At 64.9% G+C, this 25,977-nt stretch carries 27 protein-coding genes; 19 read left to right on the top strand and 8 right to left on the bottom strand.

Features of this window, described 5'->3' with window-relative positions; genetic code table 11:
- Window positions 1-43: 43 nt before the first annotated feature.
- The 3 genes from QXZ85_RS12565 (at window position 44) to QXZ85_RS12555 (ending at window position 3,625) form a co-directional block, all read left to right on the top strand.
- Entirely contained in the window at window positions 44-499 is a 456-nt protein-coding gene (locus QXZ85_RS12565) for an ester cyclase (RefSeq protein WP_315704360.1), read from the top strand.
- 244 nt (window positions 500-743) lie between these two features.
- On the top strand, window positions 744-2,033 hold the full coding sequence (locus QXZ85_RS12560) for an HlyD family secretion protein (protein WP_315741882.1): 1,290 nt from the start codon (window positions 744-746) through the stop codon (window positions 2,031-2,033).
- Complete coding sequence (locus tag QXZ85_RS12555; protein ID WP_315704358.1) at window positions 2,030-3,625, top strand: DHA2 family efflux MFS transporter permease subunit; 1,596 nt, start codon at window positions 2,030-2,032, stop codon at window positions 3,623-3,625. The genes QXZ85_RS12560 and QXZ85_RS12555 overlap by 4 nt, the downstream gene beginning before the upstream one ends.
- Window positions 3,626-3,690: 65 nt before the next feature.
- On the opposite strand, the gene QXZ85_RS12550 is transcribed toward QXZ85_RS12555, so the two are convergent.
- Genes QXZ85_RS12550 through QXZ85_RS12535 form a run of 4 tightly spaced genes read right to left on the bottom strand, consistent with a single transcriptional unit; the run spans window position 3,691 to window position 8,417 of the window.
- Window positions 3,691-4,542 (bottom strand): fumarylacetoacetate hydrolase family protein, encoded by an 852-nt coding sequence (locus QXZ85_RS12550; RefSeq protein ID WP_315704357.1) that lies wholly within the window; start codon window positions 4,540-4,542, stop codon window positions 3,691-3,693.
- Window positions 4,543-4,573: 31 nt separating this feature from the next.
- Complete coding sequence (locus QXZ85_RS12545) at window positions 4,574-5,899, bottom strand: MFS transporter (protein ID WP_315741881.1); 1,326 nt, start codon at window positions 5,897-5,899, stop codon at window positions 4,574-4,576.
- Between the two features lie 31 nt (window positions 5,900-5,930).
- Entirely contained in the window at window positions 5,931-7,481 is a 1,551-nt protein-coding gene (locus tag QXZ85_RS12540; RefSeq protein WP_315704355.1) for a bifunctional 3-(3-hydroxy-phenyl)propionate/3-hydroxycinnamic acid hydroxylase, read from the bottom strand.
- Window positions 7,482-7,523: 42 nt separating this feature from the next.
- Window positions 7,524-8,417 carry a VOC family protein gene (locus tag QXZ85_RS12535; RefSeq protein WP_316174251.1) on the bottom strand — a complete coding sequence of 298 codons (894 nt, stop codon included), beginning with the start codon at window positions 8,415-8,417 and terminating at the stop codon, window positions 7,524-7,526.
- Window positions 8,418-8,608: 191 nt separating this feature from the next.
- Here QXZ85_RS12535 and QXZ85_RS12530 point away from each other — a divergent pair, with 191 nt between their 5' ends.
- Window positions 8,609-9,331 carry a GntR family transcriptional regulator gene (locus tag QXZ85_RS12530; RefSeq protein ID WP_315768511.1) on the top strand — a complete coding sequence of 241 codons (723 nt, stop codon included), beginning with the start codon at window positions 8,609-8,611 and terminating at the stop codon, window positions 9,329-9,331.
- Window positions 9,332-9,342: 11 nt separating this feature from the next.
- Here QXZ85_RS12530 and QXZ85_RS12525 read toward each other — a convergent pair whose 3' ends face one another.
- From QXZ85_RS12525 to QXZ85_RS12510, 4 genes are all read right to left on the bottom strand, one after another.
- Window positions 9,343-9,999 carry a TetR/AcrR family transcriptional regulator gene (locus QXZ85_RS12525; RefSeq protein WP_315704352.1) on the bottom strand — a complete coding sequence of 219 codons (657 nt, stop codon included), beginning with the start codon at window positions 9,997-9,999 and terminating at the stop codon, window positions 9,343-9,345.
- 259 nt (window positions 10,000-10,258) lie between these two features.
- On the bottom strand, window positions 10,259-11,446 hold the full coding sequence (locus QXZ85_RS12520; RefSeq protein ID WP_315741879.1) for an MFS transporter: 1,188 nt from the start codon (window positions 11,444-11,446) through the stop codon (window positions 10,259-10,261).
- 15 nt (window positions 11,447-11,461) lie between these two features.
- Complete coding sequence (locus QXZ85_RS12515) at window positions 11,462-12,832, bottom strand: NAD(P)-binding domain-containing protein (RefSeq protein ID WP_315741878.1); 1,371 nt, start codon at window positions 12,830-12,832, stop codon at window positions 11,462-11,464.
- Window positions 12,833-12,879: 47 nt separating this feature from the next.
- Window positions 12,880-13,197, bottom strand: coding sequence for a metalloregulator ArsR/SmtB family transcription factor (locus QXZ85_RS12510; RefSeq protein ID WP_315704349.1), 318 nt, complete (start codon window positions 13,195-13,197; stop codon window positions 12,880-12,882).
- Window positions 13,198-13,455: 258 nt separating this feature from the next.
- On the opposite strand from QXZ85_RS12510, the gene QXZ85_RS12505 reads away from it, so the two are divergent.
- The 15 genes from QXZ85_RS12505 (at window position 13,456) to QXZ85_RS12435 (ending at window position 25,953) form a co-directional block, all read left to right on the top strand.
- Window positions 13,456-14,688 carry a molybdopterin-dependent oxidoreductase gene (locus QXZ85_RS12505; RefSeq protein ID WP_315741877.1) on the top strand — a complete coding sequence of 411 codons (1,233 nt, stop codon included), beginning with the start codon at window positions 13,456-13,458 and terminating at the stop codon, window positions 14,686-14,688.
- Between the two features lie 10 nt (window positions 14,689-14,698).
- Complete coding sequence (locus tag QXZ85_RS12500) at window positions 14,699-15,043, top strand: cytochrome c (RefSeq protein ID WP_315704347.1); 345 nt, start codon at window positions 14,699-14,701, stop codon at window positions 15,041-15,043.
- A gap of 183 nt (window positions 15,044-15,226) precedes the next feature.
- On the top strand, window positions 15,227-15,589 hold the full coding sequence (locus QXZ85_RS12495; protein WP_315704346.1) for a metalloregulator ArsR/SmtB family transcription factor: 363 nt from the start codon (window positions 15,227-15,229) through the stop codon (window positions 15,587-15,589).
- Window positions 15,582-16,109 carry an arsenate reductase ArsC gene (locus QXZ85_RS12490; RefSeq protein WP_315704345.1) on the top strand — a complete coding sequence of 176 codons (528 nt, stop codon included), beginning with the start codon at window positions 15,582-15,584 and terminating at the stop codon, window positions 16,107-16,109. Before QXZ85_RS12495 ends, QXZ85_RS12490 begins: the two co-directional genes overlap by 8 nt.
- A gap of 3 nt (window positions 16,110-16,112) precedes the next feature.
- Window positions 16,113-17,168: an ACR3 family arsenite efflux transporter gene (arsB, locus tag QXZ85_RS12485; protein ID WP_315704344.1), complete on the top strand. Its 1,056-nt coding sequence runs from the start codon at window positions 16,113-16,115 to the stop codon at window positions 17,166-17,168.
- Window positions 17,165-17,566 (top strand): arsenate reductase (glutaredoxin), encoded by a 402-nt coding sequence (arsC, locus tag QXZ85_RS12480; RefSeq protein WP_315704343.1) that lies wholly within the window; start codon window positions 17,165-17,167, stop codon window positions 17,564-17,566. Before arsB ends, arsC begins: the two co-directional genes overlap by 4 nt.
- Before the next feature lie 22 nt (window positions 17,567-17,588).
- Window positions 17,589-18,035 carry a PepSY domain-containing protein gene (locus tag QXZ85_RS12475; protein WP_315704342.1) on the top strand — a complete coding sequence of 149 codons (447 nt, stop codon included), beginning with the start codon at window positions 17,589-17,591 and terminating at the stop codon, window positions 18,033-18,035.
- Window positions 18,035-18,700, top strand: a complete 666-nt coding sequence (locus QXZ85_RS12470) for a response regulator transcription factor (RefSeq protein WP_315768507.1) — start codon at window positions 18,035-18,037, stop codon at window positions 18,698-18,700. Before QXZ85_RS12475 ends, QXZ85_RS12470 begins: the two co-directional genes overlap by 1 nt.
- Window positions 18,697-20,100: a HAMP domain-containing sensor histidine kinase gene (locus QXZ85_RS12465; RefSeq protein WP_315806694.1), complete on the top strand. Its 1,404-nt coding sequence runs from the start codon at window positions 18,697-18,699 to the stop codon at window positions 20,098-20,100. The genes QXZ85_RS12470 and QXZ85_RS12465 overlap by 4 nt, the downstream gene beginning before the upstream one ends.
- A gap of 138 nt (window positions 20,101-20,238) precedes the next feature.
- Complete coding sequence (locus QXZ85_RS12460) at window positions 20,239-20,802, top strand: cytochrome b (protein WP_315704339.1); 564 nt, start codon at window positions 20,239-20,241, stop codon at window positions 20,800-20,802.
- Window positions 20,803-20,882: 80 nt separating this feature from the next.
- Window positions 20,883-21,578, top strand: coding sequence for a VIT1/CCC1 transporter family protein (locus QXZ85_RS12455; protein WP_315727755.1), 696 nt, complete (start codon window positions 20,883-20,885; stop codon window positions 21,576-21,578).
- 143 nt (window positions 21,579-21,721) lie between these two features.
- Entirely contained in the window at window positions 21,722-22,843 is a 1,122-nt protein-coding gene (locus QXZ85_RS12450) for an ABC transporter ATP-binding protein (RefSeq protein ID WP_315806693.1), read from the top strand.
- The gene (locus QXZ85_RS12445) at window positions 22,840-24,126 is read left to right on the top strand and encodes an ABC transporter substrate-binding protein (protein ID WP_316168865.1); all 1,287 of its coding nucleotides are present in this window, start codon (window positions 22,840-22,842) and stop codon (window positions 24,124-24,126) included. Before QXZ85_RS12450 ends, QXZ85_RS12445 begins: the two co-directional genes overlap by 4 nt.
- Before the next feature lie 106 nt (window positions 24,127-24,232).
- Complete coding sequence (locus QXZ85_RS12440) at window positions 24,233-25,126, top strand: sugar ABC transporter permease (RefSeq protein WP_316168895.1); 894 nt, start codon at window positions 24,233-24,235, stop codon at window positions 25,124-25,126.
- Window positions 25,123-25,953: a carbohydrate ABC transporter permease gene (locus QXZ85_RS12435; RefSeq protein WP_315768500.1), complete on the top strand. Its 831-nt coding sequence runs from the start codon at window positions 25,123-25,125 to the stop codon at window positions 25,951-25,953. The genes QXZ85_RS12440 and QXZ85_RS12435 overlap by 4 nt, the downstream gene beginning before the upstream one ends.
- Window positions 25,954-25,977: the final 24 nt, after the last annotated feature.

Here is a 25,977-nt window from a genome sequence, read left to right as displayed (position 1 = left end):
GATGGTGATGACCGCTATCCCTCCAGCAGAAGGACGTAACCTAATGCGGCGCTCCCTGATCCCCCTGATGATGGCGATGGTCGTGACGATTTCCGCCCCGGCGCTGGCGCAGCGGGCCTATTCGCCGCAGGAGGAGCGCAACAAGGCGGTCGTGCTCGATTTCTATGAGCAGGGCCTGAACCGCAAGGACTTTGCGGCAGCCTCGAAATATCTCGGCAGCTACGTTCAGCATAATCCGAACGCCGAGGACGGCCCCGAGGGATTCCGCAAGTTCATCGAATTCCTCAAGGCCAAGTATCCGCAATCGCATAGCGAGATCACGAAGGTGCTGGTCGACGGCGATTTCGTCATTCTCCGCGTTCACGCCATTCGCGAGCCCGGCACCCGCGGCAATGCGATCGTCGACATCTTCCGTCTGAAGGATGGCAAGATCGAAGAGCACTGGGATTCGGTGCAGCCGATCCCGGAACAGTCGGCCAATCAGAACGGCATGTTCTGACGCTTCGGCCGCGGAATATCTCCGGGGGCACCGGCTTCGGCGCCTGCCCCGAGATGACGTTAACGATTTGCCCTGGGTAGCATCCCGGTGCTGAATACCGGGGCCGCCATTCCGCCTGCGGCACCAACTCCCACGATAACAGAAATTTTAGGTCTCAGGTCCAGCCGCTGCCATTGCGTCGCAAGCACGGCCCGCTTACGTATGGAACGAAACGGTTCCGTTCTATTTATATGGACCCCTGATTATGGCAAATCAAGCATTCACCACCACAAAGGCGCCCGGCACTGAGGCGCCCGCATCGCGGGGCGGCGCGGATCAGTCCGTTCCCGCCCGGGAGCGGGCGCTGAAGCAGTGGCGCGGAGATCAGCCTTCCGATGAGGCGAGGGGAGATCTGGCGCGGGCTCCGCACCCCTTGGAACCGGAAGCGCCGCCCGCCGATCCGCAGGATCCAGCGAAGGAGAAGCCCCGCGGCGGGCTGTTGCGGCGCCACCCGCTCGGCGCAACCGTCGGTCTCGCCTTGCTGCTGGCGGCGGGCGCCGCCGGTTACGTCTATTACGACGCCGCCGCGCATTTCGAGACCACCGATGACGCGTTTATCGCGGCCCGGCAATTCTCCATCGCGCCGAAGGTCTCAGGCTATATCACCGCGGTTCCTGTCACCGACAACCAGCATGTCAAGGCCGGCGACGTGATCGCGCGCATCGACGATCGCGATTATAGAATCGCGCTGGCGCAGGCCGAGGCGCAGGTGAAGGCCGCGCAGGCTGCGATCCGCAACATCGATGCCCAGGTCGAGGTGCAGCAGGCGCAGATCACGGCGGGGCAGGCGCAGGTCGAGCAGGCGCAGGCGGGACTCACCTTCGCCGAGCAGCAGGCCCAACGCTACCAGGATCTCGCCCGGATGGGCTCGGGCACGGTGCAGAACGAGCAGCAATATAGCTCGCAACTGCGCCAGCAGAAGGCGGCGCTCACCAGTGCGCAGGCCAATCTTCAGGTCGCCCAGCGGCAACTCGAATCGCTCAAGGCCCAACGTGAAAGCGCGGATGCCAATCTCGCGCAGGCCGAGGCGCAGCGCGACCAGGCCACGCTCAACCTGTCCTACACGACCGTGACCGCAGCGCAGCCCGGCCGTGTCGTGAACCTCGGGGCGGCCGAGGGCCAGTTCGCCGCGCAAGGCACGGCGCTGACCATGTTCGTGCCGGACGACGTGTGGGTCGCCGCCAACTTCAAGGAGACCCAGCTCGACCACATGCGATCCGGCCAGCCGGTGACGCTGCAGATCGACGCCTATCCCGAGCGTGAGATCCGCGGCCATGTGGCCAGCGTGCAGCCCGGCTCAGGCACGGCCTTTTCGCTGCTGCCGGCGCAGAATGCCACCGGCAATTATGTGAAGATCGTACAGCGCGTGCCGGTCAAGATCGTGATGGACGATCCGCCGGCCGATGTCGCGCTCGGTCCGGGCATGTCGGTGGTGCCGACTGTGCGGATCGATCCGCATCCCTCGCTGTATGAGCGCCTGAGGGCTGTGCTATGAGCGATGCCTCCACCCTCATAGCTGCGCCGCAGCCAGCCACGAATCCGTGGCTGATTGCCATCCTGGTCGCGCTTGCGACCTTCATGGAGGTGCTCGACACCACCATCGCCAACGTCGCCCTGCCGTACATTGCCGGCGGCATGGGCGTGAGCCAGGACGAGTCCTCCTGGGTGGTGACGACCTATCTGGTCTCGAACGCCATCATCCTCACCGCCTCGAGCTTTCTCGCCAAGCGCTTCGGCCGCAAGACCTTCTTCCTGATTTGCCTGGGGCTGTTCACCTTGAGCTCGGTGCTGTGCGGCTTCGCATGGAATCTGCAATCGCTGCTGCTGTTCCGTATCCTGCAAGGGATCGGTGGCGGCGGCATGGTGCCGGTGTCCCAGTCGATTCTGGCCGACTCGTTTCCGCCGGCCAAGCGCGGCCAGGCCTTCGCGCTGTTCGGAGTAGCGGTCGTCGTTGCCCCAGTGGTCGGGCCGACGCTCGGCGGCTACCTGTCCGACAACCTCTCCTGGCACTGGTGCTTCCTGATCAATGGTCCGGTCGGGCTGATGGCGATGCTGTTGATCGGGCTGATCCTGCACGAGCCGGCCTCGGCCGTGGCGGAGCGGCGGAAGCTGCTTGCGCAGGGGCACAGCTTCGATGTCGTGGGCTTCGTGCTGGTCGCGACGTTCCTCGGCTCGCTCGAACTGATGCTGGATCGCGGCCTGGAGGACGACTGGTTCGATTCCCGCTTCATCGTGGCGACGGCGACGATCTGCGCCGCGGCGTTCGTGCTGATGATCCCCTGGGAGATGAGCCGGAGCAATCCGACGATCGATGTGCGGATGGTGGGCACGCGCCAATTCGGCGCCAGCTTCCTGGTGATGCTGGCGACCGGCGCGATCCTGCTCGGCACCACGCAGATGCTGCCGCAGATGGTGCAGCAGGATTTCGGCTACACCGCGACCTGGGCCGGCCTCGTGCTGTCGCCGGGCGGCCTCGTCACCATGGTGATGATGTTCGTGGTCGGCCGGCTGTCCGGCCGGGTGCAGCCGAAATACATGATCATGGCGGGAGCCACGATCGTGGCGTTCGCGATGTATGATCTGACGCGGGTCTATGCCGATGTCGGGTTCTGGTTCTTCGCAAGCTCACGCATGCTGCTCGGTGTCGGCCTGCCCTTGCTCTTTCTGTCGATCACGGCCGCCTCCTATAACGGCATTCCTCCCGACAAGACCGACCAGGCCTCGGCCCTGATCAACGCGGCCCGCAACACCGGCGGCTCGATCGGCGTCTCGCTTGCGGCCAACGTGCTGGCGCATCGCGAGCAGTTCCACCAGAGCCGGCTGGTCGAGACCGCCATTCCTTCGAACCCAGTCTATCAGGACACGTTGCATCAGGTGACCAACTATTTCAGCGCCCATGGCAGCTCGCTGTTGCAGGCGCAGCAGCAGGCGATCGCCTGGATCGGGCAGACGGTGCAGGCGCAGGCTTCGCTGCTCGCCTATATCGACGTCTACTGGACCTTGATGCTGATCTCGCTGGCAGCGATTCCGCTGGCGCTCGTCCTTCGCAACGTCAAGCTCGGCGGTGCCGCGCCGATGGCGCATTGAGCAGAATGAAGACGGCGCGAGCGCTTGCCTGCGCCGTCGATGTCTGGCCGAACGCAGCCGCTAGGCTAAATCGCCTCGTCCGCGATGCCGTTGCACAACAACCCGATGCGGTCGATCTCGACCTCGACAATGTCGCCGGGCTTCATCCAGAGCGGGGGCGTGCGGCGCGACCCGACGCCGCCCGGTGTACCCGTCGCGATCACATCGCCAGGCTCCAACCGCGTGAACGACGAGCAGTATTCGATCTGACGCGGAATGTCGAAGATCATCTGGCTGATCGTCGCCTCCTGCACGATCTGGCCGTTGAGCCGGGTCTGCAGCTTGAGCGGACCGAGATCATCGATTTCGTCTGATGTCACGAGCCACGGACCGAAAGCGCCCGTCGCGGGAAAATTCTTGCCCGGCGTGAATTGATGGGTATGGCGCTGGAAGTCGCGCACGCTGCCTTCATTGTAGCAGGCGTAGCCTGCGATGTGCTGCCACGCATCTTCGCGTGTGATGTAACGTCCGGGCTTTCCGATGATGACGGCGAGCTCACCCTCGAAGTCGAGGTCGGTCGAGACCCGCGGGCGGACGATGTTCGTGAGGTGTCCCGTCTGGCTGTTGGCAAACCGTCCGAACACGGTCGGGTTCTCGACTTCCGTGCGGCCGGTCTCCTTGCGGTGCGTCTCGTAGTTGAGCCCGATGCAGAGGATCTTGTCCGGATTGGGAATGACCGGCAGAAAGCCGATCGCGGCAAGCGGATGCCGCGGCGCGCCGGGCGCAGCAGCGGCCGCCTGCTTCAGCGCGTCGGCGGCGATCGCCGATTTCAGGTCGGGGAAGCGGTCGTGCAGGACGGCCCCGAGATCGGCGACACCGTCGCCCTCGACCAGTCCCCAGGACGGCGTGTTGTCGATCGTGAAGCTTGCAAATTTCATCTGATGTCCTCGAGCAGGAAGAGCCGGCTGGTCAGGTCGAGACCGCCGGCACGGCGGAAGGAGAGGCTTGTTCTGGCGCTGATTTCGCGAAGCGCGCGATCGTGCGTTCAGGGAAGATCATGGCAAAGGCCGAGACGGCGCCGGCGATCAGCACGCCGGCCGTGAAGGTCATCGCGTGCGCATAGCCCAGCGGGACGTTGCTGCCAGCCTCGCCCACGATCCATCCGGTGAGCGCGTTCGACACCAGTGCGGACGCCGCGTTTGCGGAATAGATCACGACGATCAGGCGGCCGCGCTGGGCCGCAGGCGCAACCGCGCCGAGAGCGACCGGCCCGAAGATCGTGGTGAGGCTCGGTGCGGCGAACGCGATCGCGACGCAGGCGAGCTGAAGAGGGCCTGAGGTCACGATGCTCAGCAGCAGCGCGCTGCCGGCCGCGAGCAGGGCAAGCCCCGAAGCGTGGCCGAGACAGGCGCGCAGGCTGAAGCCGCGGCGCTGCAGAGATTGCGTCAGCCACGAGCCGCCGAGCAGCAGCGGCGACTGGAACAGATAGATGCCCGAGATGATCCAGCCGACGTCGACCTGCCTGTAGCCGAGCCCGAGCTGGAGAAAGGGCGGCAGCCATGTCGCGGACATCCCGACGATCCAGTAGGACGCGGTCGACATGATGATGACGCCGACCACGGTCGGATCGCCCCACAACACGCGCACAGGCAAGAGCCTGCTTGCCGACGTTGCATCATCGGGCTGATGAGTTGCGGCGTACGGCCCCTCGGCGCCGATCACGGCCCAGGCCAGCATCCAGGCCAGGCCGAGCAGGCCGCAGGCGAGGAAGCCGGTGCGCCAGCCATAATTGACGATGACGGCTGTCAGGATCGGGCCACCGGCGAGAAGCCCGACACTGATGCCCTGCAGCACGACCGCGCTCGGCACGCTGCGCTTGTCGGCCGGAAACCAGTTGTAGCAGGCATGCAGCGCGGTCGGCAGCCCCGGTCCCTCGCCGGCGCCGAGGATGATGCGACAGAGGACGAGCACCGCGACCGAGCTGGAGAAGAAGATCGGGATCTGCGTCGCCGACCAGATGCCTGCCAAGATGAGCAGCAGCCATTTTACCGGAAAGCGGCCGACCACGAACATGCCGACCGCCATGCCCGACAGCGAGAACAACAGGAAGAAGCTGCTGCCGATCAGTCCGAAATCCTTCGGGCTCAAGGCCAGCTCTTTCATCATCGGTACGGCCGACAGGCCGAACACCAGCTTGTCGAAGAAGTTGAGCGTCTGGAACAGGAACAGCATAATCAGAACCGCGATGGCGCGGGCTCCTGCATTCCTGCTCGTCTCGGCCGACGAAGTTGGCATGGCGTTTTCCCCGTGAATGTTGTTGTTGTGGTTATTGCAGTCGTTCGTTCAGCTCTGACAGTAGCGCCGCGAGTTCGGTCTCGTCGCGGGCGACGCCGTAAACGTAGTGATCGGGCCGGACGAGAGCTGCGCTGCAGCCGTGTCGCTCGAACCAGCGCGCAACGACCCCGCTTTCCTCGTGCCAGCCATCGCCGCCGATTCGGATCACGCTGATCCCGGCCTCGCGCGCGCGGGCCTCGGTCGGCTCCGCAATGGGCGGGCCGCTTCCGTCGAGCACCAGCCGCCATCCCGTGCCGGCGGCTCTATCGAGCAGCACGCGCTCGCCGGCGCGCAGGATCCATGGTTGAGGAAACAACGTGCCCTTTGCGTCGCTGGGTTGGGCGGCGAGCAGGCCCTGCGTGAGCGGCGGCACGATCTCCTGGCGCGTGATGGTTCGCGGTGCGCCGCCGCCTTCGGCGAGAATCCGGGCATCTCGTACTGACGCTGCGTCCGGGTTCTGCTCGCAGATGACGCGGCCGATCGCCTTGATGCGCGTCGTGAGTTCACGGACATGAGTGCTGCGCTCGATGTCGTAGCTGTCGAGCAACCGCTCGCCGGATTGTCCACGCAGTACGCGCACGAGTTTCCAGGTCAGATTGCAGGCGTCGCGCAGCCCCTGACACATGCCTTGGCCGATGAAGGGCGGCTGCTGATGCGCGGCATCACCGGCCAGGAAAACGCGCCCCTCCCGCCAGCGGCTCGCGACCAGCGCGTGGAAGCGGTAGCTCGCCGCCCGCCACAGCGTGGCTTCGTCCGGCGCGAGCCAGGGGGCAAGCAGCCGCCAGACCTGCTGGGGCTCTTCCATGGCGCGCGGATCTTCGGATGGCCGCAGCATGATCTCGAAACGGCGGTGGTTGCCCGGGCCGATGATGTAGGTCGTCGGACGTGCGGGATCGCAGAACTGTGCCGCGGTAGCCGGCAGTTTCGTCGCGGCGGCCTCGTTGACGAGGAGGTCGACGACGAGCCACGGCTCGTCGAATTCCAGATCCTCGAATGCGATGCCGAGCCGCTGACGTACCGTGCTCGAGGCGCCGTCACAGGCGATCACATGATCGGCCGTGACCTCGCGTGTGGTGCCATCCTCGCGCGCGAGGACGAGGGTTACCGTCGAGGCGTCCTGCCATATGTCGACCAGCGTGGTGCCGAGCTCGACCGTGACTGATGGGTAGGTGTGGACATGGGTCCGCAGCACCTCTTCCACCGGGGGCTGCGTGAACACCATGCTCGGCGTGTAGCCGAGCGGGTAGGGCTCGGGCACCATGTCGATGCGGCGGATCAATTGGCCTTGCGCGCCGAAATGTTCGGAGGCGGGAAATGGGGCGACGTAGCGACTGACCTGGTCGGCGATCCCGAGATTGTCGAACAGCCGCATGATCTCGTGGTCGAGCGCGATCGCGCGCGGCTTGTCGTAGATCTCGCGCGCACGGTCGATCGCAAGCGTCGCGATCCCATGTGCTCCGAGCAGGCTCGCTGCGACTGCGCCGGTCGGCCCAAAGCCGATGACCACGACCTCGAATTCGTTTGCGCCAGATCTGCCGGACATGGATGTCGAAACCCGCTTGTGGAACAAAGAAACTGCAGTCGGTCAGGCGGCGTAGCGGACCGCGAGCTGCGCGGCTTTCACGTGATCGGCCTTCGGTGGCGCGATGCCCCACTGATCGGTGCGGCCGGGCGGCCAGACCCAATGATCAGGACCGTGCACGACATAGCTGTCGTCGACCTGCAGCACCTCGGCCGTGTATTCGATGACGGTGCCCACTGGATCGATGAAGTAGGCGAAGACGTTGTCGCCAGGGCCGTGGCGCCCAACGCCCCAGGCGATCGGATAGCCGGCGTCGATCATCCGTCCGGCGCCGCGCATCACGCCTTCCCAGGTCGGCATCAGAAAGGCGACGTGGTTCAGGCCATTGACCTTGGCATCGGCGATCACGACCGCGTGGTGGTCGCTGTTGCAACGGACGAAGGCCATCGCTGCGGAGCGGTCCGTCAGGCGGAAGCCGAGCGCCTTCTCATAGAAGGCGGCGGAGCGGTCGACGTCGGTGCTGTTGAGGTTGACATGGGCGAGGCGCTCAGGAAGGGCCGGTCGTGGCGGCTTCGGCACGTGACGCGCGTCGCCATGAACGAAGCGCAGCACTCCGCCTTCGGGGCCGTGTAGGCTCATCATCACGCCGCCGTCGGGCGCCATGTTTGGCCCAGGTGCGGAGAGCAGCACGGCGCCCTCGCGGATGGCATTTCGGGAGATCGCGTCGAAATCGTCGCTGCTCGCGAGGCGGAAGGTCACCGCCTTCAGCTCGGTGCGTTCGCTACGGTGCAGCGCGACGACGTGATGATCGCTGCCGGTCGCGCGCAGATAGACGACGCCATCGGCCATGCTGACGCGCTCCAGGCCCCAGGTCTCGCAATAAAACGCCTCTGAACGGGCGAGATCCGGCGTGCCGAGATCGACACTGCGCAGAGCTGTAACCGGGAACCGGGTCATGAACGCATCCTCCAGCCGCTCTCGATCCCGGTGGCAGGGAAGGAGACAGCGCATCGTTTTTGATGCCGGCGTCCAGACCGGCTGTCGGTCTCTTATTACAAAAATACAGAATATCAAACATAATTTATAAATTATTGGATTTCATTGCTGTGGTCTATATTTACTTCCCAGAGATTCTGAGGGGATTGGAAGTGGATGCATCGACGGAGGCCGAGGGACAGGGTCCTTCGACTCAGGCCAGCCATGTCTATGACCGGCTGCGCGAGGACCTGCTGTCCGGCCGGCTTGCGCCGTCGCGCAAGCTGCAGATGCGCTTCCTGACCGAGGCCTATCAGACCGGGCAGACGCCGCTCCGAGAGGCGCTCAACCGCCTGACGGCCGATGGACTGGTCGAGGTGCGCGAGCAGCGCGGCTTCTACGTGAAGGATATCAGTCGGGCCGAACTCGCCGAACTGACCAAGACGCGGTGTTGGGTGGAGGCGCTGGCGTTGCGCGAGTCAATGGCGGCGGCAACGCCGCAATGGGAGGAACAGCTGGTGCTGGCGCAGCACCGGCTGAGCCGCGCGCCGCGTTCGCTGAATGCCACCACCTTCGAGGACAATCCGGAGTGGGAGCGGCTGCACCGGATCTATCATCGGGTCCTGATTTCGAACTGCGGCTCGCAATCCTTGATCGGGTTCTGCGGACAGCTCGCCGACCAGCTTTATCGCTACCGCCGACTCTCGATCCGCAAGGCGTTTCCGTCGCGCGCGGTTGGCGATGAGCACGCCATGATCGTGACGGCTGTCCTGAACGGTGATGTCGAGCTCGCGGTGAAGCTGCTGACCGCGCATTATCAGCGGACCGCGGACGTGATCCTGCAGGACGAGACGATCTTTCCGGAGTTGCGGCACGCGAACGCCGTGCACGAGTAGCGCGCGCCGGCTCAGGTGGTCGCGTCGATAAAGAAATCGACTCGCTTCTCGACGTGTTCGGGAAGCTCCTTCTTCAGCGTGCGGAGATCCTCGCCGAGCAGGCAGCGCACCAGCATCGGGAACAGGATCATGTCGAGGAATATCTGCGCGGTGTCCTCGATCCTGTCGGGGCTGAAGGCGCCCTCGCCGGCGAGGCCTTCCAGGCTTGCGAGTTCGACCATGATCTTTGTCAGGTTGAACGCCGCGCGCTTGCGCGCCTTGTCGCTGATCTCGCGCGTCAGCTCCGGAAAGCGCGGGCTTTCGGCGATGGTGGTCCGCATCAGGCCGACGGTCTCCTGGGCAAAAGCGCGCTCGATCAGGGCTGTTCCGACGCTGATCAACTTGGCGCGAAAGCTGCGGCCCTCGGGGACGAGGTTCTCGTACTGCGTATTCCGTGCGGCTTGCCGGCCAATCACCGCGGCAAACAAGGCAGCCTTGTTTGGAAAGCGCGCATAGATCGTCGGCTTGCCGGCCCGTGCCTGTTGCGCGATTTCGTCGACGCTGGCGCCTTCAAAGCCCTGCGCGAGAAAGATCTTCTTCGCTGCGTCCAGGATCCGCTCTTCGACCTCGCCGGCCCGCTCCAGGGGAGGTCTGCCGACCTTGCCGCGCGCTGTCTTGGAAGCAACCATTCGACCAGCCATGTTTTTGAAATGAGAACGCGACTAACCATATTCGTACCTGTTTGGCACAGCGGCCGCGAGTCTTCAATCAATACAACCGACAGAACTGTTTGTTGGTCGCAGTGCGATCTCCGGGAATACCTGCCTTTATTCGGTGTCCGTCGATTTGTGAAAAACGATCAAAGAAACTTGTCCTGGAGGCCTGAATATCTGGCCCTGATCGGTGTTGCGGCTGCGATGCCGTTGTCGCTAGCGAAATGTGACGACCTCAAGCCGCTTCGCTGGCAGGCGCTTTCTTGACGCGCTCGGCCGCGGACGAGGCCGAGATCAGCAGCAGCGCGATCAGCGCCGACAGGCTGAGCCCGGCGGACACGATGACGACGCCGCGCCCGAGCGAATCGATCAGAAGCCCGAAGGCGAGCGGCGCCATGGCCTGGCAGATCCGCGAGGGAGCGCCGAGCAGCCCGAGGCGATAGGCGTAGTTGTCCGGCCCGAAGATCGCGAGCGGCAAGGTGCCGCGCGCGATCGTCAGGATGCCGTTGCCGGCGCCGTGCAGCAGCGCGAACGCTGCGGCCGCGCCGCCGCCGAACAGGCCGATGGCGCAGGCGCCGAGCGGATGCGTGATGCAGGCGAGCCGCGCCGAGGTGAGGGGATGAAAGCGGCTCAGGAAGCCGGCCTCGAACACCCGCGCGGCCACCTGCGCCGGACCGATCATCATGCCGGCAAATACGGCCTGCGCCGGCGTCGCGCCGAACGCCTCCACGATACGGGGCAGGTGCGCGGCCATCGCCGCCGTCACCGTCCAGGCGGCCGCCAGCGCGAAGGCGAGCAGCATCATGGTACGATCCATTGGGATCGATGGTTTCGCCGCGGTGGTGTCGCCGACGTTGCCCTGCGCCGCGCGCGGCAGCGAGAGGTTCAGCGGCAGACCGATCACGAGATGCGCGAGTGCCCAGGCCAAGCAGGTGTCGCGCCAGCCGATCGTCTCCAATCCCCACGAACTCAGCGGCCAGCCGACGGTGCTGGCAAAACCCGCGAGCAGGGTGATGCCGGTGATCGCGCCGCGGGCGTCGCGGCCGTAGATGCGGCCGAGCGCGCCGAAAGCTGCATCGTAGAGCCCCAATCCCATGCCGACGCCGAGCAGCAGCCAGGCCAGCGCCATCATCCAAAGCGAATGCGATGCGCCAAGCGTAGCAAGGCCGCCGGCCAGCACCAGATTGGAGGCGCAGAGCACCTGGCGACCACCGACGCGGTCGATCTGCCGGCCGATCCGAGGACCGAGCAGGCCGGAGATCACGAGCGATGCGGAGAATGCCGCGAAGAACCAGTTGCGGGACAGGCCAAGATCATGCGCGATCGGGTCGGCGAGGATGGCGGGAAGATAATAGCTCGATCCCCAAGCCAGCGTCTGGGCTGTCCCCAGGGCGACGACGACGCCCAGTCTCCTGGCCTGCATTCCCCGTTATCTCCTTCACGCACATCCGCAGCCTGGCTTGCCGGCCGCCTTCGCGTTCGCGTCATCGGCACAGCAACTGTCTACGCGCGCAGGCGCCGGACCGCCACAGCAGCCGGGCAGGGCAGCAATGCTCTCCACACCGCCACGCGTACATACGCCGGTCTCGGGCAGCTCCAGCTCGACCCGTGCCGCAGCCTCTTTGTCGCCGGCGATATCGGCCGCAATCGAGCGTACCTGCTCATAGCCGGTCATCATCAGGAAGGTCGGCGCGCGACCATAGCTCTTCATGCCCGCGAGATAGAAGCCGGGCTCGTGGGCTTGCGCGAGTTCGCGCGCACCGTGCGGGCGCACCGTGCCGCAGGAGTGCTCGTTGGGATCGATCAGCGGCGCCAGCGCGACCGGCGCTTCGATGGCCGGATCGAGCTGCAGCCGGACCTCGCGCAGGAAAGACAGGTCCGGCCGGAAGCCGGTTGCGACGATCAGCTCATCTGCGATGACGTGGCGATCCGGCGAAGAGCCGGTGCTGATCCGAAGACGGCCATCGGCCTCCGTGATCTGCGCTACGCCGAATTCCGCCTCCACCCGGATCTGTCCGGAACGCACCAGCGCAGCAAAGGCGAGGCCGAGCTCGCCGCGCGCGGCAAGCTGGTCGCTGCTGCCGCCGCCGAAGGCTCTTGCCGGGTCGTTGCCGCGCAACAGCCAGATCGCCTGGGTCGCCGGCACGTCCTTGGCAAGTGCGACGAGGTCGATCAGCGTGCCGACCGCGGAGTGACCGGCGCCGAGCACGGCGACGGTCTTGCCGGCATAGCGGCTGCGCCGGCTGCCGCGCACGTCCGGCATGGCGTAGGCAATGCGGTCGGCAAATGCCTGTTCACCGAGCGCCGGCAGGCCGTTGCTGCCGGCCGGGTTGGGCGAGAACCATGTGCCGGAGATGTCGATCACGGCATCGGCATGCAATGTCTCCTCGCCTTTGCCGTTGCGATATCTGATCTCGAACGGCGCGCGCTCGCGTCCTCGCGACTTGGCCTTGTCGACGCCACGCCTGCTGATCGCGGTGACGCGATTGTCGGCGCGGATGACGCCGGATAGCTTCGTCTTGGTCGCGAGCGGGTCGAGATAATGTTCGATCAGCTCGCCGCCGGTCGGATAGACGTCCGGATCCGGTGAATTCCAGCCAGTGTCGGCCAGCAACCGCGCGGCCGCGCGGTCGATGTTATAGCGCCAGGGCGAGAACAGCTGCACGTGCTGCCATTGCCGGACCGCGTGTGCTGCTTCAGGTCCTGCCTCCAGCACGATCGGCGTCATCCCGCGCTCCAGAACGTGCGCCGCCGCGGCGAGTCCGACGGGGCCGGCGCCGATGATTGCGACAGTCTTGTTGGTTGACATTGTTTTCTCCTATTATTCTAGAATAATCGAATTAATGGCCAAATAGGTTACGCCGCGGTCTTGGCGTTTCCACATCCGGTCTCGTCGGCGCAACATTCCGCGACCAGGAAATCCACCAGCCCCCGCATCGTGTCGTATTCCGCATGACAGACCAGACTTGTGCCTTCGCGCTGCTGCGAGATCAGTCCGACGGCGACCAGCGTCTTGACGTGATGCGAGAGGGTCGAGGCGGGGATCTTGAGCCGTTCCTGCAGGCGGCCGACCGGCATGCCGGCTTGCCCGGCGCGCACCAGCGACCGGTAGATCTTCAGCCGGGTGGTGTTGCCGAGGGCTTCCAGTCGGGCGGCGGCGTCATCGATTTTCATGGCGGGAGTACGATGCGCTCGCGGAGCAGCGATGTCAACACTAATTCGAAAACATTCGAAATATAAGGACGCGCTGGCGCCCGCCGAATGCGTTCGGGTCCTCGTCCCTTTTGAAGCTGCGTACTGCGCCTTTTGTTCTGCCATGCAGATGCTGTTCGGCAGGGCCGATCGGATCGATCGGCCGCGACGATGGAATAGGTTCGGATGCCCGGCGTCTTCCCTCTTGAAGCCCAAAAAGGACATTCAGGAGGAATGACCATGTCCGTTCAATATCGCACACCGATGCTCAAGAGCCGCCGGCAGTTCATGAGCGGCATCGGCGCGGCCGGGCTTGCCCTGCTTGCGGCACCGGCCCTGGCCGAGGAGAGCGTCGATCTCGGCCTGCCCGGCGGCGGCGGCGAGCGCAGCCTGACCGCCGCATTTCCGCAAAAGGGCAGGATGATCCTGCAGCGCACGCGGCCGCCGCTGCTCGAAACGCCGTTCGAGGTGTTCGATCAGGGCGTGCTGACGCCCAACGACAGGTTCTTCGTGCGCTGGCACTGGGCCAATATCCCGACCGAGATCGACGCGGCGGCGTTCCGCCTCAAGGTTCGTGGCGAGGTCACTACTGGCCTCGACCTGTCGCTGAACGATCTATTGGCGATGCCGCCCTACGAGATCATCGCGGTGAACCAATGCTCGGGCAATTCGCGCGGCCTGTTTCAGCCGCGGGTGGCAGGCGCGCAGTGGGGAAACGGCGCGATGGGCAATGCCCGCTGGACCGGCGTCCGGTTGAAGGACGTACTTGATCGTACCGGCGTCAAGGCCGGCGCGGTGTCGGTCCGCTTCAATGGCCTCGATCAGCAGGTCGTGCCGGAAGCGCCGGATTTCATGAAATCGCTCAGCATCGATCACGCCCGGGACGGCGAGGTGATGATCGCCTATGCGATGAACGGCGAGCAGCTCCCGCTCCTCAACGGCTTCCCGCTGCGGCTCATCGTGCCCGGCTGGTACTCGACCTATTGGGTCAAGATGCTGAACGACATCGAGGTGCTGGCGCAGCCCGATGACGGCTTCTGGATGACCAAGGCCTATCTCATTCCCGACACGCCGTTTGCGGCCGTGAAGCCCGGCGAGAGCGGCTACAAGTCCATTCCGATCAACCGCATGCTGCCGCGCTCGTTCGTCACCAATCGTCGCGATGGCGAGCAGGTGGCCGCGGGTGCGCCGTTCGAATTGCGAGGGATCGCGTTCGGTGGTGATGCCGGCGTGCGCAGCGTCGAGGTCTCCGCCGATGATGGCGTGACCTGGCAGCCTGCAGTGCTCGGCAAGGACGAAGGCAGATACAGCTTCCGCCGCTGGACAACATCATTCACTCCCGGGCGGGGGCAGCATCGGATCATGGCGCGCTGCACCAGTGAGAAAGGCGAGGTGCAGCCGACGGAGAGCTATTGGAACGGCTCCGGCTTCATGCGCAACGTCATAGAAACCATCCGTATCAACGCGGTCTGAGGAACAAGCCATGTCGAAATCCTTCATCGTCGCCATGGTCGCGCCGGTCGCCATCCTGGCCCTTACGTCGTCCATCGATGCGGCCTCGCCGGGGATGGCGTTCAAGTCGGTGACCGTCGATCTGCCGTTCGGGGATCGTACGTTCCCCGGCGGTGCGAGCGCGGACGCGATCAACAACAATTGCCTGGCCTGCCATTCGGTCGGGATGGTGCTGCGGCAGCCGCCGATGTCGCGCAAGGCCTGGACCGCCATCGTCGACAAGATGCGGAACGCTTACAAGGCACCGGTGGCAGACGCAGATGTCGCCTCGATCGTCGACTATCTCGTGCACACCAAGGGGACGGAGCACGAATAGGGCGGTCTCCCGATGGCGTCTTGAGCTTGATGTTCGCTTCCGCGCATCGCGGCGATGCTGAAGCGAACGTCAGGTCCGCCGTGATCCCGGGCGCCTGAATTCCCTGCTTGCAGACAACCTGCTTTCGGGTCGAGAGGCGCGGAAGCGCTTGACATCGATCAGTATATCCATAATTCTGGATATATGGAAAACGAAGACGCCGTCCTGGCACTGGCTGCGCTGGCGCAGCCGACCCGCCTGCAGGCATTTCGCACCCTCGTGCAGCACGAACCCGAAGGGCTGCCGGCCGGCGAGCTCGCGCGCCTGCTCGAAGTGCCGCAAAACACCCTGTCCTCCCATCTGGCGGTGCTTGCGCGCGCTGCCCTGGTCGTGTCGGAGCGGCGCAGCCGCTCGATCGTCTATCGCGTCAATCTCGCGGAATTCCAGAAGGTCGCGCTGTTTCTGCTGCAGGACTGCTGCGGCGGAAAACCGGAGGTCTGCGCGCCTGTCGTCGAGAGCTTGCAACCTTGCTGTCCGCCGAAGCGAAGGGAGCGAAGCCGTGGCTGAGCATGTCTACAACGTTCTGTTCTTGTGCACGGGCAACTCGGCCCGCTCGATCCTGGCGGAATCGATCCTGCGAAAGGATGGAGCCGGCCGATTCCGAGTCTTTTCTGCGGGCAGCGCGCCGAAAGGGACGGTGCATCCGTTGACATTGCACACCCTCAAAAGCCTGGAATATCCGACCGATGGCTTGCGTTCGAAGAGCTGGCTGGAGTTTGCCGCTGCTGATGCGCCGATGATGGATTTTGTCTTTACCGTCTGTGACAACGCAGCGGGCGAGGCCTGTCCTGTCTGGCCAGGTCAGCCGATGACGGCACATTGGGGCATCGAGGATCCGGCCGCAGTCCAAGGCACGGAGCTGGAAAAGCAGGCGGCGTTTGCGACCGCGTTCCGCTATCTGAAGAATCGGATCGGCAGCTTCGCCAGCCTGCCGCTCAGGAGCATCGACAAGCTCGCGCTAGGAACCAGGCTGCGCGAGATCGGCCGCTCCGAAGGAGCGACATCTTCCCGTAACGACGTGGCTTGAATCATGAGCATTTTTGAACGTTATCTTACTCTTTGGGTCGCACTTTGCATCGTGGCAGGTGTCGCGCTGGGGCACGTCATGCCCGGCTTTTTCGGCGCGATCGCTGCGGCCGAGGTCGCCAAGGTCAATCTGCCGGTCGCGGTCTTGATCTGGCTCATGATCGTGCCGATGCTGCTCAAGATCGACTTCGGAGCGCTGGGCCAGGTGCGCGAACACTGGCGCGGCGTCGGCGTGACGCTCTTTATCAATTGGGCGGTCAAGCCGTTCTCGATGGCGCTGCTCGGATCGTTCTTCATCGGCCATGTCTTCGCGCCGATGCTCCCCGCAGGGCAGATCTCCTCCTACATCGCCGGCTTGATCCTGCTTGCAGCAGCGCCTTGCACCGCGATGGTCTTTGTGTGGTCCAATCTCTGCGAAGGCGAGCCTCACTACACGCTGAGCCAGGTCGCACTGAACGACGTCATCATGGTGTTTTTGTTCGCCCCGCTGGTGGGCCTCCTGCTCGGCGTGGCCTCGATCACCGTTCCCTGGGATACTCTGCTGCTCTCGGTGGTCCTGTACATCGTGGTGCCGGTGGCGGTGGCTCAGGTCTGGCGAAGCATGCTGCTCCACGCCGGCGGCGGCGCCTTCGAGCGGACGATGCGGACGCTACAACCGCTCTCTCTCGTCGCGCTGCTTGCGACCTTGGTGCTCCTGTTCGGCTTCCAAGGCGAGCAGATTGTCAGGCAGCCGGCCGTCATCGCGATCCTTGCCGTGCCGATCCTCATCCAGGTCTACCTCAATGCAGGCCTGGCCTACTGGCTGAGCCGGCGTTTCGGTGTGGCGTGGTGCGTTGCGGCTCCGGCTGCGCTGATCGGGGCCAGCAATTTCTTCGAACTTGCGGTGGCCGCCGCGATCAGCCTGTTCGGCCTCGAGTCCGGCGCGGCGCTTGCGACCGTCGTGGGGGTCTTGGTGGAGGTGCCGGTGATGCTGTCAGTGGTCCGCATCGTCAAGGCGACGCGCGCCTGGTACGAAGCCGGAGCGGCCGAGTCGAAACCGGCCATGGAGGCGCGGCAATGACCGTCACGATCTATCACAACCCCAATTGCGGTACTTCGCGCAATACGCTGGCGATGATCCGCCAGAGCGGGGTCGAACCGACCGTCATCGAATATCTGAAAACTCCGCCGTCATCGGAGCGGCTGCGCGAGTTGATCACGGCGATGGGCATTCCGGTCCGGGCCCTGCTGCGCGAGAAGGGCACGCCGTTCAAGGAGCTCGGGCTGGACGATCCCAAATGGACCGACGACGAACTGATAGCGTTCATGATGCAGCATCCGATCCTGATCAATCGGCCGATTGTGGTGACGCCGAAAGGCGTACGGCTCTGCCGGCCGTCGGAGCTGGTCATCGATCTCCTGGACAGGCCGGTCGGCCGCTTCGTCAAGGAAGACGGCGAGGTGGTGGAACCTCGTTAACGCTGCTCGCCTCAGCGCGGCGATGCTTCGGCCGGGCGAGGTAGACCGCCACCGCACTGGTTTCGGGCGCGGTTTGATCCCTGTCAGCGATCTGTCAGCCGGGATTTGGCATTGTGCTAATCTGGCTGGGATGATCATGCGCCTGCATTGTCTTTTACGTCTCACGCGTCCAGCGCTGCTTGTCGCGCTGATCTCGCTTGCGAGCGTGGCGTCGGCCGCTCCGCGCGACGGCGATCGCGAGCGCTGGGACGCCATGCGCCGCGCCGTCGAGTCCGGCGATGCCTTGCCGTTGGCGCAGATTCTGTCGAAGCTGCGCGGCCGGTTGGGCGGCGACGTGACCGGCATCGACATCGAGCATGAGCGCGGCCGGTGGGTCTATGAATTCCGGGTCATCGGTCGTGATGGTCGCGTGCTTGCGGTTCATGTCGATCCGCATAGCGGCGAGATCGAGTGGATTGTGGAAAAGTGATGCGTGTGATGCTGGTCGAGGACGATTCGCGGCTGGCGTCCGATGTGACGCGAACGCTGCAGGCTGCCGGCTACCTGGTCGAAACCGTCGCTGACGGCGAGGAGGCTTGGTTTCGCGGAGATACCGAAGACTATGGCGCCGTCATCCTCGATCTCGGCCTGCCTGGAATGGATGGGCTTTCGGTGCTCAAGCGCTGGCGCAGCGCCGGCCGGCATATGCCGGTGCTGATCCTGACGGCGCGGGCGAGCTGGGCCGAGCGCGTCGACGGCATCGATGCGGGCGCCGATGACTATCTGCCAAAACCGTTCCGCAACGAGGAGCTGCTTGCGCGGCTACGGGCGATCGTGCGTCGCTCCTCCGGCCATGCCTCGTCGGTGCTGACCTCGGGCGATCTGGCGTTGGACGAACGCCAGATGAAAGTCACCATGCGCGGCGTGCCGGTGGCGCTGTCGCAGCTCGAATACCGTCTGGTCGCGTATCTGTTGCGGCAGAGCGGCCGCGTGGTGCCCCAGCACGAACTCGAGGAGAACGTCTATGGGCTGGGGCACGAGCATGATTCCAACGCGCTCGAGGTGCTGGTCCGCCGTGTTCGCAAGAAGCTCGGCAGCGAGATCATCGAGACCCGGCGCGGCTTCGGCTACCTGATCCAGGGGCCATCGGAATGAGATGGGGCTCGCTGCGGCTGCGGCTGGTGACCGCCGGCACGGTCGCCATTCTGCTCGCGCTGGGTGTCGCCGGCGCCGGCTTGGTGGTGCTGTTCCAGCGCCATGTCGCGCGCACGCTTGCGGCCGACCTGGACGTCCATCTGCGGCAATTGTTGACCGGTCTCGAAGTCGGCTCTGACGGCCGCATCATCGTGGCACGGCCGCCGGCGGATCCCCGCTTCGCCGAGCCGCTGTCCGGCCTGTATTGGCAGGTGAGCGACGATCGCGGTCAGTTCCTGCGCTCACGGTCGCTCTGGGACACGATCCTTGTCCTGCCGGTCGACCAGCCAGGACCGAGCGAAGTGCACCAGCACGAAATCGTCGGCCCCGGCGACGCCCGCGTGCTGGTCGCCGAACGCAGCGTGGTGATGAATCCCGAGAGCCGCATCCGCGTGCGCGCGGCCGTTGCCTCGGATCTGGCGCGCTCCACCGATGCGGTCCGGGCCTTCGCCAAGGATTTGTCGATTGCGCTGGCCGTGCTCGCGCTGGTCCTGGCGCTGGCGACATCGGTTCAGGTCAGCCTCGGCCTGCGCCCCTTGGCGGTGCTCCAGCGCGGCATCGCGGAGATCCGCGCCGGAAAGCGCAGACATCTGCCGGTCGCGGTGCCGACGGAAGTCGCGCCTTTGGTCGAGGAGGTCAATGCGCTGCTCGACGCGCAGGAGCGGGAGATGGTGCGCTCGCGGAGCCGCGCCGCCGATCTCGCCCATGGCTTCAAGACGCCGCTCACCGCGCTCGCGGCCGATGCGACGCGCCTGAAGGAGCTCGGCCAAACGGAGCTTGCAGAGAATATCGAGGCGGTTGCCGAAGCCATGAGCCGCCAGGTCGACCGTGAACTCGCGCTGGCGCGCCTGCGCGGCACGGCACGCGCGACCGGTAATCCCACGACCGAATTGAGGCCGCTGCTGGCTTCACTGATCGCGACGTTGGCACGGACGCCGGCGGGTGGGCGTGTCGCCTTCGAGAGCCAGGTGCGCGACGAGGTGATGATCGCGATGGACCGCACCGATCTGGCGGAGGTGCTCGGCAATCTGCTGGAGAACGCCGCGCGTCATGCCGAGAGCACCGTGCGCATCGTGGCGAGCGCAGCTCCGTTGGCCGTCATCGTCGAGGATGACGGCCAGGGCATTCCGGAACGAAAGATCGCTCGCGTCCTGGAACGGGGGGGCCGGCTCGACCAGCAGGCGCCGGGCAGCGGATTGGGGCTCGCCATCGTACAAGACGTTCTCGAAGCCTATGGCTGGCAGCTTCGGATCGGCCGCTCCGAGCTTGGCGGCGCGAGGGTGGAGATCGCGCCTGCCGAGAAATGCCCTCGGCCCGGGGGAGGGGTGGGCATTGGTTCGCGGCAGCGCCCGATATCCTGACAATTCGCTGACATCGGCCGTCAGCCCCCCGACGCGGGCTTCGTATTATCCCGGCAGCCTATCCGGCTGGGAATGCTTGAGCTGCATCGCTGCGTGCACCGGCTCATACATCGACATTGGCAAAAGGGGGGATTGGCGGTGCGCATGCGGAACTCTGCCAAGGGCTATGGCGCGGTCGCAATCGCGCTGCATTGGCTGGTGGCCGTGCTGGTGCTCGCGGCCTGGTTCACCGGCGAGCTCGGCGATTCCATGCCACGCGCCTCCCATGAGGTCGGCCTGTTCATTCACATCTCGCTCGGGCTTGCGCTGTTTGGCACGGCTTTCGTGCGCCTCGGCTGGCGTCTCTTCGATCCGCCGCCGGCGCTCGAACCGAGCAAGCTCGGTGGACGATTCGGAGCTTGGGCCGGACGCGTCGTCGAGATGGTCCATCTCCTGACTTACGCGCTGATGTTCGCCATTCCCGTGCTCGGCATCGTGACCCAATTCGCGCGCGGCTTTCCCTTGCCGGTATTCGGGCTGTTCGAGATCCCATCGCCCTGGATCGGCGATCGCGCCTTCATGCATAACATGAAGGAGCTGCATGAGACGCTCGCCAACGGATTGATGGTCATCGTCGGCCTGCATGCGGCCGCCGCACTGGTGCATCACTACGTGCTGCGCGATCGCACTCTGCTCCGGATGATGCCGGGCGCGCAGTCCTAGTTATTGTCATGCAGGCGGAATAGAACCTCGTCAGGAACTTCAAACTCGAAAGCCGCGCTCAATCAGAGCTGGAGGTTCGCATGCCCGCGACGCCGCATATCGAAAAGCATTTCACGGCATCGGAGAGCGTTCGTGACGTCGTGATCGGCATGGCCGATGGCTTGACGGTGCCGTTTGCCCTTGCCGCAGGCTTGTCCGCCGCGGTCGTCAGTACCGACGTGATCGTCACCGCCGGCCTCGCCGAGGTCGTCGCGGGTGCGATCGCGATGGGCCTCGGCGGCTTTCTCGCGGCCCGGACCGATGCCGAGCACTATGCGGCGGAAGAGACGCGCGAACATGCCGAGATCGAGCATCTGCGCGAGCGGGAGATCGCGGAGGTCGCGGCGATCTTCCGGGACTATGGCCTTCAGGGCGACACCTTGACCTCCGTCGTCAATGCCATCGCCTCCGATCGCAAGCGCTGGGTCGATTTCATGATGCGCTTTGAGCTCGGTCTCGAACGCCCGGATCCGAAGCGCGCGCCGATCAGCGCAGCGACCATCGGCGGCTCCTATATCGTCGGCGGATTGATTCCCTTGATCCCCTACATGCTGGCTCACGACATCACCACGGCGTTGCGTATTTCCGTGGTCTCGACCGGCGTTGCCCTGGTCGCGTTCGGCGCGATCAAGGGCCATTTCACCGGCGTCAATAAGATCAAGTCGGCGCTGCAGACGCTGCTGGTCGGTGGCCTCGCCGCCGGTGCAGCATTCTGGCTCGCGCATTTGTTCGGCTAGCCGATAGGGCTCCCTCCGGCTTCGGCGGCGCATGGCGGGCCGATTGCAGCCGGAGCGCGTGTCATATAACCTTCATCAGAGCTTCTTAAGCGGGACCACGCGGCATAAGCCGCATGTTCCGGAGCTTTTGGACGCCTAGCATCATGACCAGTGTCGACGTGCGCGCGGTGAGCAGGGCGTTTGGCGACGCCGTCGCGCTCGACGATGTTTCCTTTGCGGTCGCGCAGGGCGATCTCGTCGTGCTGCTCGGGCCATCCGGCTGCGGCAAGTCGACCATGCTGCGGCTGATCGCCGGCCTCGACGAACCGACGGCGGGAGCGATCCTGATCGATGGCCGCGACGTGCGCGGCCTTGCCGGAGCGGCGCGTGGCGTCGCGATGGTGTTCCAGTCCTACGCGCTGTTTCCGCACCTTTCGGTCGCCGACAATATTACCTTCGGGCTCTCGGTGCGAGGCGTCGCGAAGGAGGAGCGGGCCCGGCGCCTCGGTGAGGTCGCGGCATTGCTGGGTCTGGAGCCGTTGCTCAAGCGCAAGCCGGCGCAGCTGTCCGGCGGCCAGCAGCAGCGCGTCGCACTCGGTCGCGCCTTGATCGCTCATGCTCCGGTCTGCCTGCTCGACGAGCCGCTGTCGAATCTGGATGCGCAGCTTCGTCAGGAACTGCGCCGCGAGATCCGCGCCCTGCAGCAGCGGCTCGGCATCACCATGATCTATGTGACGCATGACCAGACCGAGGCCATGAGCATGGCCGATCGGGTGATCCTCATGCGCCAGGGTCGGATCGAGCAGAACGGCCGGCCCGCCGATCTCTATCAGCGGCCAGCGACATTGTTCGCCGCGCGCTTCATCGGCGGTGCGCAGATGAATTTCCTCGATCTCGACGACGGCCCGAACGGTGCGGCCGTGATTGCGGGCACTGCCGGGCCGGCGCTGTTCGCCGGCACAGGGCGAGGGCGGGTGCTTGGATTGCGTCCGGAGGACATTGCCCTGGATGCGTCAGACGGCCGCGGTCATTTTCATGCACCTGTCACCGCGGTCGAATATCTCGGCGCCGAAGCGCTCGTCACCTGCATGATCGGCGAACGCCCGCTCGTCGCCCGCACGCGCGGCGATCAGGTGCCGGGACTTGGCGCGGCCGTCGGCCTCGCCTGGGAGAACTCGGCCGCCCACGTCTTCGACGCAACGACGGGCGATCGTCTCGCACTTGAACCCATTGTCGAACCGCTTTCACCACCTCATCGAGCTTTGTCTAACCGGGGGATTTCATGAATTTTGTCGCACGGCTCACCAGCGCTGCCATGCTGTCGGCCGCTCTTCTCGGCGCCGCATCTGCGTCCGCTACCGAGATCACGTTCTATTATCCGATTGCAGTCGGCGGCCCGATCACCAAGATCGTCGACGGCTATGCCGCGGACTTCCACAAGGCGCATCCGGACATCACGGTGAAGCCGGTCTACACTGGCAGCTACCAGGATTCGATCGTCAAGGCGATCACCGCAGCCAAGGCCGGCAACGCGCCTGATGTGGCCGTGCTGCTCTCGACCGACATGTTCACCTTGATCGACGACGACATGATCGAACCGTACGACGCGATCGCGACGTCGGCGGCCGATGCGGCCTGGCTCAAGTCGTTCTACCCGGCCTTCATGGAGAACAGCCAGTCGGGCGGTCACACCTGGGGCATTCCGTTCCAGCGCTCCACGATCGTGCAGTACTGGAACAAGGATGCGTTCAAGGCCGCCGGCCTCGATCCCGAGACGCCGCCCAAGACCTGGGACGAGATGGTCGCCATGGCCAAGAAGCTGACCAAGCGCGATGCCTCCGGCACGACGACGCAATGGGGTCTCGAGATTCCGTCCTCCGGCTTTCCCTATTGGCTGTTCCAGGCCCTGACCACGCAGAACGGTGCCATCCTCGCCAACCAGGACGGCACCAAGGTTGCCTATAACGATCCCAAGGTGATCGAGGCCGCGCAGTTCTTCGCCGATCTCAGCCGCAAGGACGAGGTGATGCCGAAGGGCATTATCGATTGGGGCACGACGCCGAAGGACTTCTTCGAAGGCAAGACGGCGATGATGTGGACCACCACCGGCAACCTGACCAACGTCCGCAACAACGCCAAGTTCGCCTTCGGCGTGGCGCCGATGCCGTCGAAGGTGCGCGGCGGCTCGCCGACCGGCGGCGGCAACATCTACATCTTCAAGACCTCGGACAAGGCCAAGCAGGCCGCGGCGCTGGAGTTTGCCCGCTTCCTGTCGACGCCCGAGCGCGCCGCGGACTGGGGCATCGCCACCGGCTATGTCGCGACGCGGCCTGACGCCTGGGAGACCGAGGCGATGAAGAAGTATGTCGCGGAATTCCCGGCCGCTGCGGTGGCCCGCGATCAGCTCAAGGATGCCGTGGCCGAACTCTCCACCCACGACAATCAGCGCGTCACCAAGGCGCTCAATGATGCGCTGCAGGCAGTCCTGACCGGAGCCAAGGAGGCCAAGCCCGCGTTCGACCAGGCCCAGGCCGAGGCCGACCGCATCCTCGCCGCCTATAAGCACTGATCGTTAGAGCGTAGGGTGGGCAAAGCGAAGCGTGCCCACCGCTCGTCGTAGAGAAAAGATGGTGGGCACGGCGCTGGGCGCCTTTGCCCGCCCTACGGTCTGGTCGATGAAGCAGCAGCGCCGCACACCGCATTTCAACATCCACGTGCAAGGCTGGCTCTTGGCCCTGCCGGCCGTCGTGCTGCTCGCCGCCTTCACCCACGTGCCGGCGGTGCTCACCATCGTCGACAGTTTCTACGCGACGCCCCGCGGCAAGCGGCCGCCGGCCTTTCTCGGCTTCGATCAGTACCGGCACATGCTGGACGATCCGATCTTCTGGTTCGCGCTGAAGAACAATCTGATCTACGCGCTGATCACGGTGCCACTGTCGATTGCGCTCGCGCTTGCCATGGCACTCTGGATCAAGGAACGCATCGCGGGCCGTGCAGCATTGCGGCTCGCTTTCTTCACCCCGACCATCCTGCCGATGGTCGCCGCCGCCAACATCTGGCTGTTCTTCTACACGCCGGATTACGGCCTGCTGAACCAGTTCCTGCACGGGCTTGGGCTCTCCAGCGTCAATTTCCTCGGCGATCCCGCCACCGCGCTGCCGGCCCTGATGGCGGTGACGGTGTGGAAGGAGGCCGGCTTCTTCATGATCTTCTATCTGGCGGCGCTGCAGCAGGTGCCGCCGGTGCTCTATGAGGCGGCACGGATGGAGAATGCCAGCGCTTGGCTGGTGTTTCGCCGGATCACCTGGCCGCTGGTGATGCCCACCACGTTATTCGTCGCGGTCAACGCGCTGATCAACGCCTTCCGCGTCGTCGATCAGGTGATCGCGATGACCGGCGGCGGACCCAACAACGCCAGCACGATGCTCCTGTTCTACATCTATCAGGTCGCGTTCAGTTTCTGGGACACCGGCTATGCGGCCGCGCTCACGGTGGTGCTGCTCGCCGCCTTGGCGCTGGTCGCGCTGGTGCAGGTCTTTGCCCTCGATCGCAGGATCCATTACCGATGACGCAAGGGCCGGCATCCTCCGCGCGGCTGATCAGATCGGGTATGATCGCGGCCGCCTGGCTGTTCGGCCTGATCTGGGCGCTGCCCTTGCTTTACGCGATCTGGGCCGCGATCCATCCCTCCGCCTTCGCCACGCATTTCGATCCGCTCGCGCCGCTGACGTGGGAGAATTTTAGCCACGCCTGGGTCGCTGCGCCGTTCGCCCGCTATTTCCTCAACACGGTGGTGCTGGTGCTCGGCATCATGGCCGCGCAGTTCGTGATCTGCACGCTGGCGGCTTTCGGGCTGGCGCGCTGGCGCTTCGTCGGAAGCGAGGTGCTGTTCGGCCTGATCCTGGTGCAGCTCATGGTCACGCCGGACGTGCTGATCATGGAGAACTATCGCAGCCTGCAGACGCTCGGCCTGATCGATACCCTGACCGGCATCGGGCTGCCCTATGTGGCGTCGGCGTTCGGCATCTTCCTGTTGCGCCAGACCTTCAAGTCGATCCCGAAAGAGCTCGACGATGCCGCGCGCATGGAAGGCGCGACCACGCTGCAGACGATCTGGCGGGTCTACCTGCCGCTGGCGCGGCCGGTCTATGTCGCCTATGGCCTCGTCTCAGTCAGCTATCACTGGAACAACTTCCTGTGGCCCTTGATCGTGACCAATTCGGTCGAGACGCGGCCTTTGACGGTGGGCCTGCAGGTGTTCGCCTCGGTGGACCAGGGCGTCGACTGGTCGGTGATCTCGGCCGCTGCGCTGATGACGTCGGCGCCGCTGATGCTCGCCTTCCTCGTCTTCCAGCGCGCCTTCATCCAGAGCTTTCTGCGTGCCGGGATCAGATAGCCGGCGGGGAACCAATCGCACAAC

Origin of the sequence: Bradyrhizobium sp. SZCCHNGR1005, from assembly GCF_032489995.1 — a bacterium.
In the GTDB taxonomy this organism is placed as follows: domain Bacteria; phylum Pseudomonadota; class Alphaproteobacteria; order Rhizobiales; family Xanthobacteraceae; genus Bradyrhizobium.
Note: the sequence above shows the minus strand (reverse complement) of the source record. Positions and strands in the feature narration are given on the sequence as shown.

What these genes read in the sequence shown, in the direction of transcription:
- QXZ85_RS12535 (WP_316174251.1), bottom strand. Translation starts at nt 8,417, where the DNA reads ATGACCCGGTTCCCGGTTACAGCTCTGCGCAGTGTCGATCTCGGCACG.
- QXZ85_RS12545 (WP_315741881.1), bottom strand. Translation starts at nt 5,899, where the DNA reads ATGCCAACTTCGTCGGCCGAGACGAGCAGGAATGCAGGAGCCCGCGCC.
- QXZ85_RS12475 (WP_315704342.1), top strand. Translation starts at nt 17,589, where the DNA reads ATGCTTCGGCCGGGCGAGGTAGACCGCCACCGCACTGGTTTCGGGCGC.
- QXZ85_RS12440 (WP_316168895.1), top strand. Translation starts at nt 24,233, where the DNA reads ATGAAGCAGCAGCGCCGCACACCGCATTTCAACATCCACGTGCAAGGC.
- QXZ85_RS12445 (WP_316168865.1), top strand. Translation starts at nt 22,840, where the DNA reads ATGAATTTTGTCGCACGGCTCACCAGCGCTGCCATGCTGTCGGCCGCT.
- QXZ85_RS12560 (WP_315741882.1), top strand. Translation starts at nt 744, where the DNA reads ATGGCAAATCAAGCATTCACCACCACAAAGGCGCCCGGCACTGAGGCG.
- QXZ85_RS12505 (WP_315741877.1), top strand. Translation starts at nt 13,456, where the DNA reads ATGTCCGTTCAATATCGCACACCGATGCTCAAGAGCCGCCGGCAGTTC.
- QXZ85_RS12495 (WP_315704346.1), top strand. Translation starts at nt 15,227, where the DNA reads ATGGAAAACGAAGACGCCGTCCTGGCACTGGCTGCGCTGGCGCAGCCG.
- QXZ85_RS12565 (WP_315704360.1), top strand. Translation starts at nt 44, where the DNA reads ATGCGGCGCTCCCTGATCCCCCTGATGATGGCGATGGTCGTGACGATT.
- QXZ85_RS12510 (WP_315704349.1), bottom strand. Translation starts at nt 13,197, where the DNA reads ATGAAAATCGATGACGCCGCCGCCCGACTGGAAGCCCTCGGCAACACC.
- QXZ85_RS12435 (WP_315768500.1), top strand. Translation starts at nt 25,123, where the DNA reads ATGACGCAAGGGCCGGCATCCTCCGCGCGGCTGATCAGATCGGGTATG.
- QXZ85_RS12540 (WP_315704355.1), bottom strand. Translation starts at nt 7,481, where the DNA reads ATGTCCGGCAGATCTGGCGCAAACGAATTCGAGGTCGTGGTCATCGGC.
- QXZ85_RS12555 (WP_315704358.1), top strand. Translation starts at nt 2,030, where the DNA reads ATGAGCGATGCCTCCACCCTCATAGCTGCGCCGCAGCCAGCCACGAAT.
- QXZ85_RS12470 (WP_315768507.1), top strand. Translation starts at nt 18,035, where the DNA reads ATGCGTGTGATGCTGGTCGAGGACGATTCGCGGCTGGCGTCCGATGTG.
- QXZ85_RS12550 (WP_315704357.1), bottom strand. Translation starts at nt 4,542, where the DNA reads ATGAAATTTGCAAGCTTCACGATCGACAACACGCCGTCCTGGGGACTG.
- QXZ85_RS12465 (WP_315806694.1), top strand. Translation starts at nt 18,697, where the DNA reads ATGAGATGGGGCTCGCTGCGGCTGCGGCTGGTGACCGCCGGCACGGTC.
- arsB (WP_315704344.1), top strand. Translation starts at nt 16,113, where the DNA reads ATGAGCATTTTTGAACGTTATCTTACTCTTTGGGTCGCACTTTGCATC.
- QXZ85_RS12455 (WP_315727755.1), top strand. Translation starts at nt 20,883, where the DNA reads ATGCCCGCGACGCCGCATATCGAAAAGCATTTCACGGCATCGGAGAGC.
- QXZ85_RS12500 (WP_315704347.1), top strand. Translation starts at nt 14,699, where the DNA reads ATGTCGAAATCCTTCATCGTCGCCATGGTCGCGCCGGTCGCCATCCTG.
- QXZ85_RS12515 (WP_315741878.1), bottom strand. Translation starts at nt 12,832, where the DNA reads ATGTCAACCAACAAGACTGTCGCAATCATCGGCGCCGGCCCCGTCGGA.
- QXZ85_RS12525 (WP_315704352.1), bottom strand. Translation starts at nt 9,999, where the DNA reads ATGGTTGCTTCCAAGACAGCGCGCGGCAAGGTCGGCAGACCTCCCCTG.
- QXZ85_RS12520 (WP_315741879.1), bottom strand. Translation starts at nt 11,446, where the DNA reads ATGCAGGCCAGGAGACTGGGCGTCGTCGTCGCCCTGGGGACAGCCCAG.
- QXZ85_RS12450 (WP_315806693.1), top strand. Translation starts at nt 21,722, where the DNA reads ATGACCAGTGTCGACGTGCGCGCGGTGAGCAGGGCGTTTGGCGACGCC.
- arsC (WP_315704343.1), top strand. Translation starts at nt 17,165, where the DNA reads ATGACCGTCACGATCTATCACAACCCCAATTGCGGTACTTCGCGCAAT.